Source organism: Pseudomonas sp. BN414 (assembly GCF_029871275.1).
Taxonomy (GTDB): domain Bacteria; phylum Pseudomonadota; class Gammaproteobacteria; order Pseudomonadales; family Pseudomonadaceae; genus Metapseudomonas; species Metapseudomonas resinovorans_C.
Genome location: NZ_SSOL01000040.1, coordinates 78996 through 93861, shown reverse-complemented (window position 1 = coordinate 93861; position 14866 = coordinate 78996). Strand labels below are relative to the sequence as shown.

The window sequence follows — 14866 nt, the reverse complement described above, 5'->3', positions numbered from 1 at the left end:
TCAGGTTACCGCATCAAGGGTTCAACAGCAGCGTATGGGCCGTCCCTTGCCACCGCCGTAGCGGGCTTCCTGCCGCTCGCGGAAGAACTCCTCGTAACTCATCACCGGTTTGTCCGGGTGCTTGTTCTGCATGTGCTCGACGTAGTTGTCGTAGTCGGGCATGCCCACGAGCATGCGCGCGGCCTGCCCGAGGTACTTACCCATGCGGCCGAGGTCATTGAACATGCTCGCGGTCTCCTCAAGCGTCCGGAATCGGCTGGAACGGCGCTTCCTTGTCGGTGCGCTCGGTCTTCATCCAGGCGCTGCGGCCCACCTTGATGGCGAAGAACAGCACGCTGGTCACCACGAAGAGGAACAGCACGGTCAGGGTCGCGTTGGTGTAGGCGTTGAAGATCACGTGCTGCATCTGGGCCATGTCCTTGGCCGGAGCCAGGATCTGGCCGGCGTTCGCGGCATCGCTGTACTTCTTGGCCAGGGCCAGGAAACCGACGGCCGGGTTCGGGTCGAGCAGCTTGATCAGGCCCGCGGTGGTGGTGCAGATCAGCAGCCACACGGCCGGTACCAGGGTGACCCAGACGTAGCGCTGGCGCTTCATCTTGATCAGCACCACGCAGCCCAGCATCAGGGCGATGCCCGCCAGCATCTGGTTGGAGATGCCGAACAGCGGCCACAGGGTGTTGATGCCGCCCAGCGGGTCGATCACGCCTTGGTACAGCAGCCAGCCCCACAGGGCCACGCAACCGGCGGTGGCGATGACGTTGGCGGTCCAGGACTCGGTCTTTTTCAGGGCCGGGACGAAGTTGCCGAGCAGGTCCTGCAGCATGAAACGACCGGCACGGGTACCGGCGTCCACCGCCGTGAGGATGAACAGCGCCTCGAAGAGAATCGCGAAGTGGTACCAGAAGGCCATGGTGTTCTCGCCCGGCAGCACCTGGTGGAGGATCTGCGCGATCCCCACGGCCAAGGTCGGTGCACCACCGGCACGAGCCAGGATGCTGTGCTCACCGATGTCAGTGGCGGTCTGCTGAAGCACTTCCGGCGTGATAGCGAAGCCCCAGCTGCTGACGGTGGCGGCAACGGCGTTGACGTCGGTACCCACCAGTGCGGCAGGGCTGTTCATGGCGAAGTACACGCCCGGCTCGATCACCGAAGCAGCGACCATGGCCATGATGGCGACGAAGGACTCCATCAGCATGCCGCCGTAGCCGATGTAGCGGGCATGGGTTTCGTTGGCCAGCAGCTTGGGCGTGGTGCCGGAGCTGATCAGCGCGTGGAAGCCGGATACGGCGCCACAGGCGATGGTGATGAACAGGAACGGGAACAGGGTGCCCTTCCACACCGGGCCGGTGCCGTCGACGAACTGGGTCAGCGCCGGCATTTTCAGCTCGGGGGCGATGACCAGGATGCCGATGGCGAGGCCAACGATGGTGCCGATCTTGAGGAAGGTCGACAGGTAGTCACGCGGGGCGAGGATCAGCCAGACCGGCAGCACGGCGGCGACGAAGCCATAGCCGATCAGCATCCAGGTGATCTGCACACCGGTGAAGGTGAACGCCGGGCCCCAGACCGGGTCGGCGGCCACGATGCCACCCAGCCAGATGGAGGCCAGCAGCAGCACGACGCCAATTAGGGAAATCTCGCCGATGCGACCGGGGCGGATGTAGCGCATGTAGACGCCCATGAACACCGCAATCGGGATGGTCGCCATCACGGTGAACATGCCCCACGGGCTTTCCGCCAGGGCTTTCACCACGATCAGAGCCAGCACCGCGAGGATGATGATCATGATCAGGAAGCAGCCGAACAGGGCGATGGTGCCCGGAATCCGGCCCATCTCTTCGCGCACCATGTCCCCCAGCGAGCGGCCGTTACGACGGGTGGAGAGGAACAGCACCATGAAGTCCTGCACCGCACCGGCGAGGACCACACCGGCGATCAGCCAGAGCGTGCCAGGCAGGTAGCCCATTTGCGCGGCGAGGACCGGCCCCACCAACGGACCGGCGCCAGCAATGGCGGCGAAGTGGTGACCGAAAAGGATGTGCTTGTTGGTCGGAACGTAGTCCAGACCATCGTTGTTGAGCACTGCAGGTGTTGCGCGGGAGGCATCCAGCTGCATCACCTTGTTGGCGATGAACAGGCTGTAGTAGCGGTAGGCAATCAGGTAGATCGCGGTTGCAGCAGTAACGATCCAGAGGGCGTTGATGGCTTCGCCCCGACGCAGTGCCACAGTGCCCAGCGCGACTGCGCCAAGCAGGGCAACGGCGAACCAGGCGATTCGGGTAGCCAGTTGAGTCATTGAATTGTCTCCTGCCGCTGGGGGTCACCTGCGGCGGCTTTTGTTGTTGTTTATGCCCGGATAGGGGCAGCCGACACTATCGGCGGGTAGCGACTACGGAGAAATTCGCACAACTACGAAGCACGGCTACGTAATACTACGTAACCAGCACGCCCCTTCTCAGGGCACGGCACGCTCCTGTGGGGGCGATTTCAATCGCCAAGCGGACCGCAGGTTCGCCCCTCGACCTTGCAGGAGGCAGCTTCGCCCCCCTTGGCGAATGAATTCGCCCCTACAAAAAGCGGCGGCACCGTGCTGGTCCTGTGGGAGCGATTTCAATCGCGATTCAGGCCGACAACCTGCCTGGTCGCCCCTGTGCCAGCTCCGCTGCCCTTTCGCGAATAAATTCGCTCCCACAAGGGAAAAAATCCGGATTCCGGCACAAACCCTGTGGGGGCGATTTCAATCGCCAAGCGGACCGCAGGTTCGCCCCTCGACCTTGCAAGGGGGCAGCTTCGCCGCCCATAGCGAATGAATTCGCCCCCACAAGGAAAAGCCAGCCCACGCCGCCGCAGGACAAATTAATTCGAACAGCAAGCGGTAGATGGCTTTCGAATACTTTGAGTCCCCTCGCGAGGTATCGCCCAGGCCAGGAGGCCGAAACCTTTCTCTTTGGAGTCTGATATGCCACGCGCTCCTGAATTCGATGACCGGCTCCACGCGGGACGCGCCCTGGCCGCGGCGCTGCGCGACCTTCCTCTGGACCATCCGCTGATCCTTGCTTTACCTCGTGGCGGCGTGCCGGTCGCCCATGAGATCGCCAAGGAACTGCAAGCGCCGCTGGACATCCTCCTGATAGGCAAGATCGGCGCGCCGGGCCATGAGGAATTCGCCCTCGGCGCAGTGGTGGACGGCGCGAACCCGCAATGGGTGATGGACGAAGAGGCGATGCGGTTGTTCGACCCGCCGCCCGGCTGGTTCGAACAGCAGCTGGAGGAGGAATTGCGCGAGATCGAACGCCGCCGCGCGCTGTATTGCGGCCCCCGCGTGCCGATTTCCCCGGAAGGCCGCGACGTGGTGCTCGTGGACGACGGGCTGGCCACCGGCAGCAGCGTGCGCGTCGCCCTGCAGGCGCTGCACGCGCAGCATCCGCGCAAGGTGATCCTTGCGGTCCCAGTAGGCCCGGCGGACACCGTGGAGCGGCTGCGAGCCGAGGTGGATGAGCTGATCTGCCTGACGATTCCCCCCTACTTCCGCGCCGTCGGCCATCACTACCGCAACTTTCGCCAGGTGACCGATCAGGAAGTCATCGACCTCTTGGCCCCGGGGTGGCGGCCATGAAGCTCCCCTGCCCCTTCGACGGCCGCCTGGTGATGATCGGCTTCGGCTGCATCGGCCGCGGCGTGCTGCCACTGCTGTTGCGGCACATCGACATGCAACCCGGCCAGCTGCTCGTGATCAGCCCCGATGAAGAAGACGGCGCCGTGGCAGCGGGCTTCCAGGTGCCCTTCAAGGTCCTGCGCCTGACCGAAGAGAACCATCGCGCCGAACTCGACACGCTGCTGGGCGCGGGGGACTTTCTCCTCAATCGCTCGGTGCAGGTGGAGAGCGCCGCGCTCATTGCCCTGGGCCATACCCGGGGCGCCTATTGGTATGGCTCGCGACTCACCATCGAGCAAGCCCGCGCCCTGTGCCAGCACAACAGCGCCACCAGCCTGCAAGTGAGCGCCACCGTGATGGCCGGGGTGATCTGGACCCTGGCCAACCCCGACCGCGGCATTCTCGAACCCGACCAGCTGCCCCACGACGAGATACTCGAACTCTGCCGCCCCTACCTGGGCGAGCTGGCCGGCTACTACAGCGACTGGACGCCCCTGCAGGACCGCGAACGGCTGTTCCCCGAAGGGCTGGACGTCAACGATCCCTGGCAATTCGTGAACGTCCGCTACCGTTGATTTCGCAGAGCGAGGCGGACTCAGATCGTTTGGGCGGTTCCCTGTAGGGGCGATTTCAATCGCCAAGCGGACCGCAGGTTCGCCCTTCGATCACACCGATGGGTATCGCTCCGCTCCACCGCATCCTACGGAACCGCTTAATCGCGCTCCCACAATTGAGGCGCCTACGAGAAAGCCACGCGCAGCCGCTCGATCACCGCTTCGACTCCCGGTCCCTGAACAGCGGGCGGATCGGGCCTTTCGCAGAACTCCCTCCAGATGAACAGGGTAAGTTCGGCGCCGTCCGTGACGGACTCCGGCTCGCCAACCGCAAAGCTCTCCAGCACCCGGTAGCGTTCGTCGCGCCAGAACAGCTCCTCGACCCAATCGAAGACGGGTATGCAGTGGAAATGGATTGGCCACCCCGGAACATGACCGTAACGCCCTATATAGAAACGTCGAGGCTGCAACACCTGCTCCACGGCCCGTTGCGTCTGCGCCATCAGCGGGCCCAGCTCCAGCAGGGCCTCCTGGGGCAACTCATGGAAGGCATCGACCCGTGTCCGGCTTCCCAGCATCAGGTAGCCCGGCAGGGCCGAGTTGAGCCGATGATTGAGAATCCAGTGGTCTGTCTGGTGGATGATGAATTCAGAGGGTATTTCCATAAGCATCCTTGCAGGAGTCCCGGGGGCAGCAACTCTCCTGTGGGGGCGAATTCATTCGCCAAGGGCGGCGAAGTCGCCCCCTCAACGGCTCAGCAACAACCGGCCACCCAGGCCCAGCAGGAACACGCCCATCAGGGTCTCGAACACGGCCTTGAAACGCATGAAGCCACCGCGCACCGCAGGGTTGGAGAAGAGCATCGCCATCCCGCAGTACCAGAGGCCGGAAACCGCGGCGGCGATCACCACGATGGCCGCGTAGAACCAGGCCGGCGCGTGCACCGGCACCATCACGGCGAAGATGCTGCCGTAGAAGGCCAGCGCCTTGGGATTGGTCATGCTCACCAGGTAGCCCTTGCGCGCAGCGGCAAAGGCACTGGATTCGAGCCGGTCGGGTGCGGCAACGGTGGGCTTGCTGGCGCCGAGGATCATGCGTAAACCCAGCCAGATCAGGTAGGCGGCGCCCGCCAGCTTGATGCCGAGATAGAGCCATTCCACCTGCGACACGATGAGCCCCAGCCCGGCAACGGCCAGTAGCGCCCAGGTGGCGGAGGCGGCGGCCAAACCGAGTCCGGTGGCCACGCCGGCACGGCGCGAGCTAAGGGTCGCGGTGGACGTGACGATGGCGAAATTGGGACCGGGACTGATGACGCTCAGCATCAGGACGCCGGAAATGGCCAGCAACGCGCCGAGGTAGTCCACGGCACCCTCCTGTCGTGTAGGTCGGGGAAGATGCCGGCGAGTATATCCGGGCGCCGACCCGGCAGCGATGGCCGAAAGTCGTCCCCCTCTCCCGGCCGGGAGAGGAGGCAGGCGCTCAGGGCCTCAGGGCATTTACGGCAACAGCGTATCGCCGCCGCGATCATCCGGCTGATTGTTCAGGACGCGCGGAATGCCTGCCGCGAACCAGCTGGAATTGGCAGCATTGCGGATTAGCAGCACCGGGCTGAGGCAGGGATTGGGCGGCACGGGATCGAAGACATCGGTGATCGAAAAATCCCCCTCTTCGGTCAGCGGCACGCCCACCAGGTCGGTGCTGCTTTCAGTGAAGGGCGCGACGCTGCCGCAGAACAGGGTGGCGAATACCGACTGTCCGGTAGCCCTGCCGATGTTGTTGCCACCGCCCAGGATCAATCCCCGCCCTTCGGCCCGGAAAGCACCCGCGACGCTGACTCTGGCCTCGAAGGTGCGGATTACCCAGATCTGCCCGGCAGGCTGCACGCCACGCACCAGATTGCGATTGACGACCGTGGCGATATCTTCGGTGCCCTGGCCGCTGGAAACCGGCAGTACGCCAATGCCGCCCCTGAAGCGCAGCAGGTTGTCTTCAGCGAGGGCCATGGAAGCCAATGCGCCGGCAAGCAACAACACGGGAATGGTAAGCGCGATTGTTCTTTTCATATCCGTAACTCCTGTCAGGCACCTGCTTCAGGAGGAGGCAGGTGGCCACTGAGCGGAGAAAGGAGGCGGTCGCAACCCTGTCGCGAGGGCGGTGACCATGCGGCACGTGAGACGCCGCTAAATGGATGGGTCGCTGGACTGGCGCTGGCCATGCTGGGTGGCCGGGCGAACCGCCTTTCTCCTCCGGTGGTGTATAGGCCCGCAGGCCTCAACCGTCCGTCAGAGCTGGCACGAGCGCGAAAGGAAGGCGGGGGTGCTGAACTCTGCAAGTACTGCACTGGCGATTATAAGCCCCTGCCGTTTTGCCCCCCATCCGTCCGTCCCCTGCCCTCTTCCTGGTGGTACCCCTCGTCGGGGATTGCCTGCGCTTCGCCACCGGCCACCTCGGCCCCCAGCAACGTCATCAGGAACAGCCAGAGGCAGGCGCCGGCCAATGGCCATCGGTTACTCCGGCGAAGCCGCCGGCCATGCGGGACAGACGCACGACTCCTCATAGGCACTGCTCCCGGCCAACGGCCCCGGGGATCGGTCACCCGTTGGTGCCGACGTAGGTCTTACAGCAAGGTTATGTCCCACCCCGCAGAAGCCCAGGCCTTCCATCGGACGATCAGCGCCCTTCGGCCCCCGGATGCGCAACCAACAGCGAACAGGTCCCTGCGCCAGCGTCCTGTCACTACAAAGTATGACTTTGAATATCACTACTTCGTCCGTTACCCGCCTTGGGAGGATTCATTAACGTTCGGCCGCCAACAGAACAACAAGGGTGGCCCAATGACTACAAGAACAAGGCACGCAGACTTCAGACCCCACGCGCTGGCAGCCGCCATCGCCCTGGGCCTGTCCGCCACAGCCCAGGCGGTGACCTTCAACATCGGGGAGATCGAAGGGCAGTTCGACTCATCCCTCTCGGTAGGTGCCAGCTGGTCCATGCGCAGCGCCGACCCGGACCTGATCGGTGCCAACAACGGCGGCGACGGCCTGGCCCAGACCTCCGACGATGCCCACCTGAATTTCAAGAAGGGCGAAACCTTCTCGAAGATCTTCAAGGGCATCCATGACCTGGAGCTGAAGTACGGCGACACCGGCGTCTTCGTTCGTGGCAAGTACTGGTACGACTTCGAGCTGAAAGACGAGAGCCGTCTGTTCAAGGACATCGACGACCACAACCGCAAGGAAGGCGCCAAGTCCGCCGGCGCGCAGCTGCTGGATGCCTTCGTCTACCACAACTACGACATCGCCGAACTGCCGGGCAGCGTGCGCCTGGGCAAGCAGGTGGTGAGCTGGGGTGAAAGCACCTTCATCCAGAACGGCATCAACGCGGTGAACCCCATCGACGTGTCCGCGTTCCGCCGTCCCGGCGCCGAGATCAAGGAAGGCCTGATCCCGGTGAACATGTTCTACGTGTCCCAGAGCCTGAGCGACAACCTGTCGGCCGAAGCCTTCTACCAGTTGGACTGGGACCAGACGGTCGTCGACAACTGCGGCACCTTCTTCTCCCAGCCGGACGTGGTGGCCGACGGCTGCGACGGCAACCTGGCCGTGTTGACCCCGGCCCTGGCGCCCTTCGGCCGCGCCTTCGGCTACCAGACCACCGGTGAAGGGGTGATCGTGCCCCGTGGTCCGGATCGCGATGCCCGCGACGATGGCCAGTTCGGCGTGGCCCTGCGCTACATGTTCGAGCCGCTGGACACCGAGTTCGGCGCCTACTTCATGAACTACCACTCCCGCGCGCCGATCTTCAGCGTCCAGGCCGCGAACCAGGCCACCTATCGCGAATCCCTCGGCATCCTTGCCGGCGCCTCGACCCCGGCGGTACCGGCCCAGGCCCGCCAAGGCGTGGCCATCGCCAACGTGGCGGCGGGCAGCAACTACTTCATCGAGTACCCGGAAGACATCCGCCTCTACGGCCTGAGCTTCTCCACAACCCTGCCCACCGGCACGGCCTGGAGCGGCGAGGTCAGCTACCGGCCCAACGCGCCGGTGCAACTGAATACCACCGACCTGCTCTACGGCGGCGTGCGCGGCCTGGCGCAGTTCGGCGGTCCGTTCGCGGCCTTCTCCAACTTCTCGATCCTCGGCGGCGCCCCGGCGTCCATTCCCGGCAGCACGCTCAACGGTTATGACCGCAAGGAAATCACCCAGCTGCAGACCACCTTCGTGCATTTCTTCGACCAGGTGATGGGTGCCGAGCGCCTGACCCTGGTGGGCGAAGTGGGCGTGACCCACGTCGGCGGCCTGGAGAGCACCAACCAGGCGCGCTACGGCCGCGACCCGATCTTCGGGCCGGGCGAATTGCCGAACAACACCTGCCGCACCATCAACGCCGGCGCCGTGGGTGCCAACGGCGAAAACGTCAGCAAGTACTGCACCGACGACGGCTTCACCACCAGCACTTCCTGGGGTTACCGCGCCCGCGCCGTGTGGGACTACAACGACGTATTCGCCGGGGTGAACCTCAAGCCGAGCATCGCCTGGTCCCATGACGTCGACGGTTACTCCCCCGGCCCTGGCGGCAACTTCGAGGAAGGCCGCAAGGCGGTCAGCCTCGGCCTGGATGCCGACTACCAGAACACCTACACCGCCAGCCTGTCGTACACCGACTTCTTCGGTGGTGATTTCAACACCTCGATCGACCGCGATTTCCTCGCATTCAGCGTCGGCGTGAACTTCTGACAGCCCCGGAGGCGAACCCCATGAAAAACAACAAGCGCATCCTGCAATCGGGCGTACTGGCACTGTCCCTGCTCGCCACCAGCGCCATGGCTGCGGCCCCTGCCGATCAGGTGGCCAAACTCGGCACCAGCCTGACCCCGATGGGCGCCGAGAAGGCCGGCAACGCCGACGGCAGCATCCCCGCGTGGACCGGCGGCCTGCCCACCAGCGCCGGCCAGGCGGACGCCAAGGGCTTCCTCGCCGACCCCTTCGCCGGCGAGCAACCGCTGTTCACCATCACCGCGGCCAATGCCCAGCAGTACAAGGACAAGCTCACCGCCGGCCAGCTGGCGATGTTCCAGCGCTATCCGGATACCTACAAGATCCCGGTGTACAAGACCCATCGCACCGCAGCCCTGCCCGACGACCTCTACGCAGCCATCCGCACCAGCGCGGAGAAGACCGAGAGCCTGGATGGCGGCAACGGCCTGAAAAACTTCGGCAGCCGCTACTACGCCTTCCCGATTCCCCAGTCCGGTGTCGAAGTGGTGTGGAACCACACCACCCGCTATCGCGGCGGCAACATTCACCGCTACATGACCCGCGTGCAGCCGCAGGCCAACGGCGCCTTCAACATGGTCCACTTCGAGGACGAGGTGTCCTACCCGGCGAACCTGCCGGACCTCGATCCGGCCAAGTCGCAGAACGTGCTGTTCTACTTCATCCAGCGCGTAACCGGCCCGGCGCGCCTGGCGGGCAACGTGCTGCTGGTCCACGAGACCATCGACCAGGTCAAGGAACCGCGCATGGCCTGGCTCTACAACGCCGGACAGCGTCGTGTCCGTCGCGCACCGCAGGTGGCCTACGATGGCCCAGCCACCGCCGCCGACGGCCTGGCCACGTCCGACAACTACGACATGTTCAACGGCTCGCCGGACCGCTACGACTGGAAGCTGGTCGGCAAGCAGGAGCTGTACATCCCCTACAACAGCTACAAGCTGGATGATCCGAAGCTCAAGTACGACGACATCATCAAGGCCGGCCACATCAACCAGGACCTGACCCGTTACGAGCTCCACCGTGTATGGCACGTGGTGGCCACGCTGAAGCCGGGCGAACGGCACATCTACGCCAAGCGCGACATGTACTTCGACGAAGACACCTGGCAGCTCGCCGAAGTCGACCACTACGACGGCCGTGGCCAGCTGTGGCGCGTCGGCGAAGGCCATGCCCAGCAGTACTACAACCACAAGGTGCCGGGCTACACCGCCGAATCCCTGTACGACCTGATCTCCGGTCGCTACTCGGTACTGGGCCTGAAGAACGAGGAGAAGCAGAGTTTCGTCTTCGGCGCTACGGCCTCGGCCGCCGACTACACCCCGGCAGCCCTGCGCCAGACCGGCGTGCGCTGAGCGATCAGCGAACGCACCGTTGTGTCATCGATGTACTTCTGAATTCGGCGGCCCCATGGGCCGCCTTTTTTGCGTACCGCGTTTTCCTCTGCAAGGATGAATTCACCCAGCGTGACGTCTTCGAGCGCCTTCATGCCGTCCAGACACCCCCTGCGATTGCCACCCGGCCATCTGCCCCGCCCGCGCCTGCATGAAGCGCTGCTTCAGGGCGACTGCCGCCTGCGCCTGCTCTGCTCCCCCGCCGGTTACGGCAAGAGCGTGCTGCTGGCCGAATGTCTCCAGCACGTCCCGGAAGGCACCCGCCTGGCCTACCTCGACCTGCGCGGCGAAACACTGTCGCCCAGCGACTTCACCCAGCGCCTGGCCGACGCCCTGGGCAGCGACACGTCCGAACTCGCCCCCCTGCGTCAGTTGCTGGCCCAGGAGCGCCAGCCCTTGTGGCTGGTGCTGGATGACTACTCGCGCTTCCCCGCGGTGGAACTGGACCGCCTGCTCAACGAACTGATCCAGGCCGGCTCGCGCCAAGTGCAGTGGTGGATCGCCAGCCGCCGCAGGCCGCAACTCCAGCTGGCGCGCATGCTGCTCGATGGCGACCTGTTCGAACTGGGTAGCAGTGAACTGGCATTCAGCACCCCCGAAACCGCTGAACTGCTCCAGCGCGCCGGCCAGGGCGCCTCCTGGTCGGCTGCCCAGGCGCTGCACCAGGAAATGCGCGGCTGGTGCGCCGGCACCCTGCTGCGGATGCTGGGCCTCAAGGCCGGCCCTCAGCAGGCAGCGGAGCTGTACCGCTCGCTGCTACAGGATTACCTGCGCCACGAGCTGCTCGACGCGCTGCCGAGCGACTGGCAGCAGGCGCTGTTCACCCTGGCGCACTTCCCGCACTTCGACCTGCCGCTCTGCGAGCAACTCTTCAGCACCGGCGAAGGCGGTCGTTTGCTGGCCCAGTTGCGCGAGTGCGGACTGTTCATCGAGGCGCCCGGCAACGACGAACGCACCCTGCGCATCCTGCCCGCCGTCGCTCCCGCGCTCGCCGCCCAGTTGCCCACGAGCATGACGCGAACCCTCTATCGCCGTGCCTGCCAGTGGTACATGAGCCAGGACCAGATTCGCCCGGCGCTGGAATACGCCCTCAAGGCGGACCAACCGGAAGTGGCGGCGAGCCTGATGCAGCACTACACCCGCGACCGCCTGCTGCAGGGTCGCAGCCTCGCCCTGCTCATGCAGTGGCGCGCCGAACTGCCCGACAGCCTGCTGGAGAGCACGCCACGCCTGGTGCTGCTCAACGCCTGGGCACTCCTGCTCTGCGGTCGTCTGGAAGAGTCGCAGCAACTGACCGACAACCTCGCACGCTTCCTGCCCCAGCCCGACCGACGCCGCCAACAGGGTCTGCTGGCCCAATGGAAAGCCCTGGCCGGCAACCTCGCCTTCCATCGCGGCCAACTCACGGCCGCTGCCGTGCTGCTGCAGGAAGCGATCGCTGAACTACCGAAAGGCGCCTGGGCCCAACGCCTGTTCTGCAGCACCCTGCAGATCGAGCTGGCGCTGATCGATGGTCAGCTGGACGAGGCCCAGGACCTCAACCGCGAGGCCATCCGCGAGGCCCGTGAACATGCCAGCCTGGCCATGGAAAGCGTCTTCGCCCTGGGCCACGTGAAACTGCTGGAGCTGCGCGGCGAACTGTTACGCGCGGAAACCCTGCTCAAGCGCCTGTTCAGCGAACTGACCGCCGCCTGGGGCGAAGAAGCCAGCCCCATGCGTGGCCGCGTCCAGCTGCGCTGGGCCGCCATCCTGATGCAGCAGGGGCGCTTCGATGAATCAGAAGCGTCCTATCGCGCCGGCTTGCAGGAGTGCCAGAACTGCGCGGACCCAGCGGCCTTCTGGGGATTCCTCGGCCTGGCCGAGCTGGATGCCCTGCAGGACGACCTGGCCAGTGCCTTCTCCCGTGTGGCAGACGCCGAGCGGGTGATGCAGTACGGACGCATCAGCCCGACGCTCTACCAGACGCTGTTGGCACGCGCCAAGGCGCGGCTCTGGTTGCGCCAGGGGCGTTCCGGCCATGCCGAAAAAGCGCTGCTGGCCCTGCCAGCCGAGGCCTTCGAGATAGCGCCTTATGGCGCGCCAGACCTGCATCTTCGCCTGCGCCTGCTGCTGGTGCAGGCGCGCCTGGCCAATGGCGCGGTAGGCGAATCGTTGATCGAACTGGAGGCCATGCTCGAACAGGCTACGGCACAAGGACGCCGCCCGCTGGCCTGCGAAATCGGCTTCAGCCTGGCCGAAGGGCTGTACGCAGACAACCGCCAGGCGCGGGCCCGCCAGGCCCTGCTGGACGCCCTGGCACTCGCACGGCAGATGGGGCTGGCCAGCGTCGAACGGGCCTTCGCCTTGCGCAACCCGGCGATGATGCGCTGGGCTGGCGAAAGTGCCGGAGGCGACAACAGCGCACCCGCGTCCCTGCTAAGCCGGCGCGAGTTGGAAGTGCTGCGGCTGATCGTGCGCGGCCACTCCAATCAGCAGATCGCCGAAAGCCTGTTCATCTCCCTGCATACGGTGAAAACCCACGCCCAGCGGATCAACTTCAAGCTGGGCGTAGAGCGCCGCACCCAGGCCATCGCCCGGGCCAAGGAGCTGGGTCTGGCCAACTGAGGCGCCCTGCCCCGCTACCTTCACCGATTGGTTCTCAGAGCACGTCCAGCGGGATTTTCAGGTAGCGGATGCCATTGTCTTCGGCGGGCGGCAATTGCCCGGCGCGCATGTTCACCTGCACCGCCGGCAGGATCAGCGCCGGCATCGACAGGGTGGCGTCCCGCGCGATGCGCATCGCGACGAAGGCGTCTTCGTCGATGCCTACGTGGACATGCACGTTCTGCGCACGTTGTTCGGCCACCGTGGTTTCGTAGCGGTACTCGTCCCGCCCCGGTGCCTTGTAGTCATGGCAGAGGAACAGCCGCGTCGCTTCCGGCAACTCGAACAGTCGGCGGATGGAGCGATACAGGGCGCGGGCATCGCCTCCGGGGAAATCACAGCGGGCGGTGCCGTAGTCGGGCATGAACAGCGTGTCGCCGATGAGCGCGGCATCGCCGATCAGGTAGGTCATGCAGGCCGGGGTATGACCCGGCGTATGGATTGCCAGGAGTTCCAGATTACCGATGGCCAGACGGTCGCCGTCCTGCAGCAGGCGGTCGAACTGGCGGCCGTCGGTGGCGAAGTCCTCTCCGGCATTGAACAGCGCACTGAAGCGCTGCTGTACCTGGGTGATATGTCCGCCGATGGCCAGCGCCCCGCCCAGTTCGTGCTTGAGCCAGGCCGCTGCGGACAGGTGATCGGCATGCACATGGGTTTCCAGCAGCCAGTCCACCGTCAGCCCCTGGTCACGCACGTAGGCGGTGATCCGCTCGGCGCCCGCATGGGAGGTGTGCCCGCTGGCGGCGCAGTAATCCAGCACCGGGTCGACGACGGCGCAGCGCCCGCTGTCCGGGTCGCTGACGACATAGCTGTAGGAACAGGTGGCCGGGTCGAAGAATGCTTCAACACGGGGGGTCATAGGGGGCTCTCCTGGCCAGGTTTTCTCAAGCTTAGTTGCCGCCGCGCCAGGAACCCGTAGAGAAGCATTCCCACCACCATGGCCATGGCGAACACCCAGGCCTGCCAGTGACCAGTCAGCAGCAGCGCGATGGCCGGCCCCGGGCAGATTCCAGCAATGCCCCAACCCACGCCGAACAGCAGGCTGCCACCCATCAGGCGACGATCGGGGTCGCGCCTAGGCGGTAGCTGGATTGGCCGGCCAAGCAAGGATACGGGCCGCTTCTGGACAAGGGTAAACACCGGCAGGGCCACCGCGATTGCGCCGCCCATGACCAGGGCCAGAGACGGGTCCCAAGCACCAGCCAGGCCGAGAAACGCAAGAACCTTCGCCGGGTTGGTCATCCCGGCCAACATCAGGCCCAAGCCGAAGACCAGACCGGCGATAAAGGCACTGAGCCGGTTCACAACGCACCTCCCAACAGATGGCGCAATACGAAGGCGGTCAGGAACCCCGTCGCCATGAAGCAGAGGGTCGCTACCAGGGAGCGCAGTGACAGCCTGGCCAGCCCGCAAACACCATGTCCGCTGGTGCAGCCAGAACCCAAGCGCGTGCCAACGCCCACCAGCAGACCGGCCATGAGCAGGCCCGCCCAGCCCGTCTCGATCCGGACCTCGGGCGCCTCGCTCAGGGCCACCCAGAGCAGTGGTGAGAGCAGCAGGCCAAGCAGGAACAGGGCCTTTTCACCCAGCCCGCCGTCCTCTCGCTGAAGCAGGCTGCCAAGCAGGCCGCTGATGCCGGCGATACGGCCATTGGCAAGGATGAACAGGCTGGAGGACAAGCCGATCAGTGCGCCGCCGGCCAGGGCGCTCCAGGGAGTGAAAGCAGGCCAGTCGATATACATCGGGACTCCTGGCCAGACCGGCCACGGCAATTGGAATCACGCGATCATATACCCCCAGGGGTATGCAAACCTAGGCGGCAACCGACCCGGATGATCGGCAACGACA

At 65.2% G+C, this 14866-nt stretch carries 14 protein-coding genes; 5 read left to right on the top strand and 9 right to left on the bottom strand.

Going from position 1 to position 14866, the window contains the following annotated elements; genetic code table 11:
- Nucleotides 1–21 precede the first annotated feature (21 nt).
- Nucleotides 22–225, bottom strand: coding sequence for a YbdD/YjiX family protein (locus E8E95_RS06805; protein WP_280349133.1), 204 nt, complete (start codon nt 223–225; stop codon nt 22–24).
- 13 nt (nt 226–238) lie between these two features.
- Entirely contained in the window at nt 239–2296 is a 2058-nt protein-coding gene (locus tag E8E95_RS06800; protein ID WP_280349132.1) for a carbon starvation CstA family protein, read from the bottom strand.
- A 663-nt stretch (nt 2297–2959) separates the two neighbouring features.
- Here E8E95_RS06800 and E8E95_RS06795 point away from each other — a divergent pair.
- Both E8E95_RS06795 and E8E95_RS06790 read left to right on the top strand, forming a co-directional pair.
- Nucleotides 2960–3616: a phosphoribosyltransferase family protein gene (locus E8E95_RS06795; RefSeq protein ID WP_280349131.1), complete on the top strand. Its 657-nt coding sequence runs from the start codon at nt 2960–2962 to the stop codon at nt 3614–3616.
- Entirely contained in the window at nt 3613–4230 is a 618-nt protein-coding gene (locus tag E8E95_RS06790; protein ID WP_280349130.1) for a saccharopine dehydrogenase NADP-binding domain-containing protein, read from the top strand. The genes E8E95_RS06795 and E8E95_RS06790 overlap by 4 nt, the downstream gene beginning before the upstream one ends.
- A gap of 164 nt (nt 4231–4394) precedes the next feature.
- Here E8E95_RS06790 and E8E95_RS06785 read toward each other — a convergent pair whose 3' ends face one another.
- From E8E95_RS06785 to E8E95_RS06775, 3 genes are all read right to left on the bottom strand, one after another.
- Nucleotides 4395–4874 carry an HIT family protein gene (locus E8E95_RS06785; RefSeq protein ID WP_280349129.1) on the bottom strand — a complete coding sequence of 160 codons (480 nt, stop codon included), beginning with the start codon at nt 4872–4874 and terminating at the stop codon, nt 4395–4397.
- 81 nt (nt 4875–4955) lie between these two features.
- Nucleotides 4956–5573 carry a LysE family transporter gene (locus E8E95_RS06780; protein WP_280349128.1) on the bottom strand — a complete coding sequence of 206 codons (618 nt, stop codon included), beginning with the start codon at nt 5571–5573 and terminating at the stop codon, nt 4956–4958.
- Between the two features lie 132 nt (nt 5574–5705).
- Entirely contained in the window at nt 5706–6272 is a 567-nt protein-coding gene (locus E8E95_RS06775) for a hypothetical protein (RefSeq protein WP_280349127.1), read from the bottom strand.
- 771 nt (nt 6273–7043) lie between these two features.
- On the opposite strand from E8E95_RS06775, the gene E8E95_RS06770 reads away from it, so the two are divergent.
- Both E8E95_RS06770 and E8E95_RS06765 read left to right on the top strand, forming a co-directional pair.
- A complete protein-coding gene (locus E8E95_RS06770; protein ID WP_280349126.1) occupies nt 7044–8945 on the top strand; it encodes a DUF1302 domain-containing protein in 1902 nt (633 codons plus the stop codon).
- 20 nt (nt 8946–8965) lie between these two features.
- Nucleotides 8966–10336, top strand: coding sequence for a DUF1329 domain-containing protein (locus E8E95_RS06765; RefSeq protein WP_280349125.1), 1371 nt, complete (start codon nt 8966–8968; stop codon nt 10334–10336).
- On the opposite strand, the gene E8E95_RS06760 is transcribed toward E8E95_RS06765, so the two are convergent.
- Nucleotides 10297–10470 (bottom strand): hypothetical protein, encoded by a 174-nt coding sequence (locus E8E95_RS06760; protein ID WP_280349124.1) that lies wholly within the window; start codon nt 10468–10470, stop codon nt 10297–10299. The genes E8E95_RS06765 and E8E95_RS06760 overlap by 40 nt on opposite strands.
- Here E8E95_RS06760 and E8E95_RS06755 point away from each other — a divergent pair.
- Nucleotides 10469–12979 (top strand): LuxR C-terminal-related transcriptional regulator, encoded by a 2511-nt coding sequence (locus tag E8E95_RS06755; RefSeq protein ID WP_280349123.1) that lies wholly within the window; start codon nt 10469–10471, stop codon nt 12977–12979. The two genes, E8E95_RS06760 and E8E95_RS06755, sit on opposite strands and share 2 nt — an antisense overlap.
- A 34-nt stretch (nt 12980–13013) precedes the next feature.
- On the opposite strand, the gene E8E95_RS06750 is transcribed toward E8E95_RS06755, so the two are convergent.
- Genes E8E95_RS06750 through E8E95_RS06740 form a run of 3 tightly spaced genes read right to left on the bottom strand, consistent with a single transcriptional unit; the run spans nt 13014 to nt 14760 of the window.
- Nucleotides 13014–13877: an MBL fold metallo-hydrolase gene (locus E8E95_RS06750; protein WP_280349122.1), complete on the bottom strand. Its 864-nt coding sequence runs from the start codon at nt 13875–13877 to the stop codon at nt 13014–13016.
- Complete coding sequence (locus E8E95_RS06745) at nt 13874–14323, bottom strand: DUF6691 family protein (protein ID WP_280349121.1); 450 nt, start codon at nt 14321–14323, stop codon at nt 13874–13876. The genes E8E95_RS06750 and E8E95_RS06745 overlap by 4 nt, the downstream gene beginning before the upstream one ends.
- Nucleotides 14320–14760: a YeeE/YedE family protein gene (locus tag E8E95_RS06740; RefSeq protein WP_280349120.1), complete on the bottom strand. Its 441-nt coding sequence runs from the start codon at nt 14758–14760 to the stop codon at nt 14320–14322. The genes E8E95_RS06745 and E8E95_RS06740 overlap by 4 nt, the downstream gene beginning before the upstream one ends.
- Between the last annotated feature and the right edge of the window lie 106 nt (nt 14761–14866).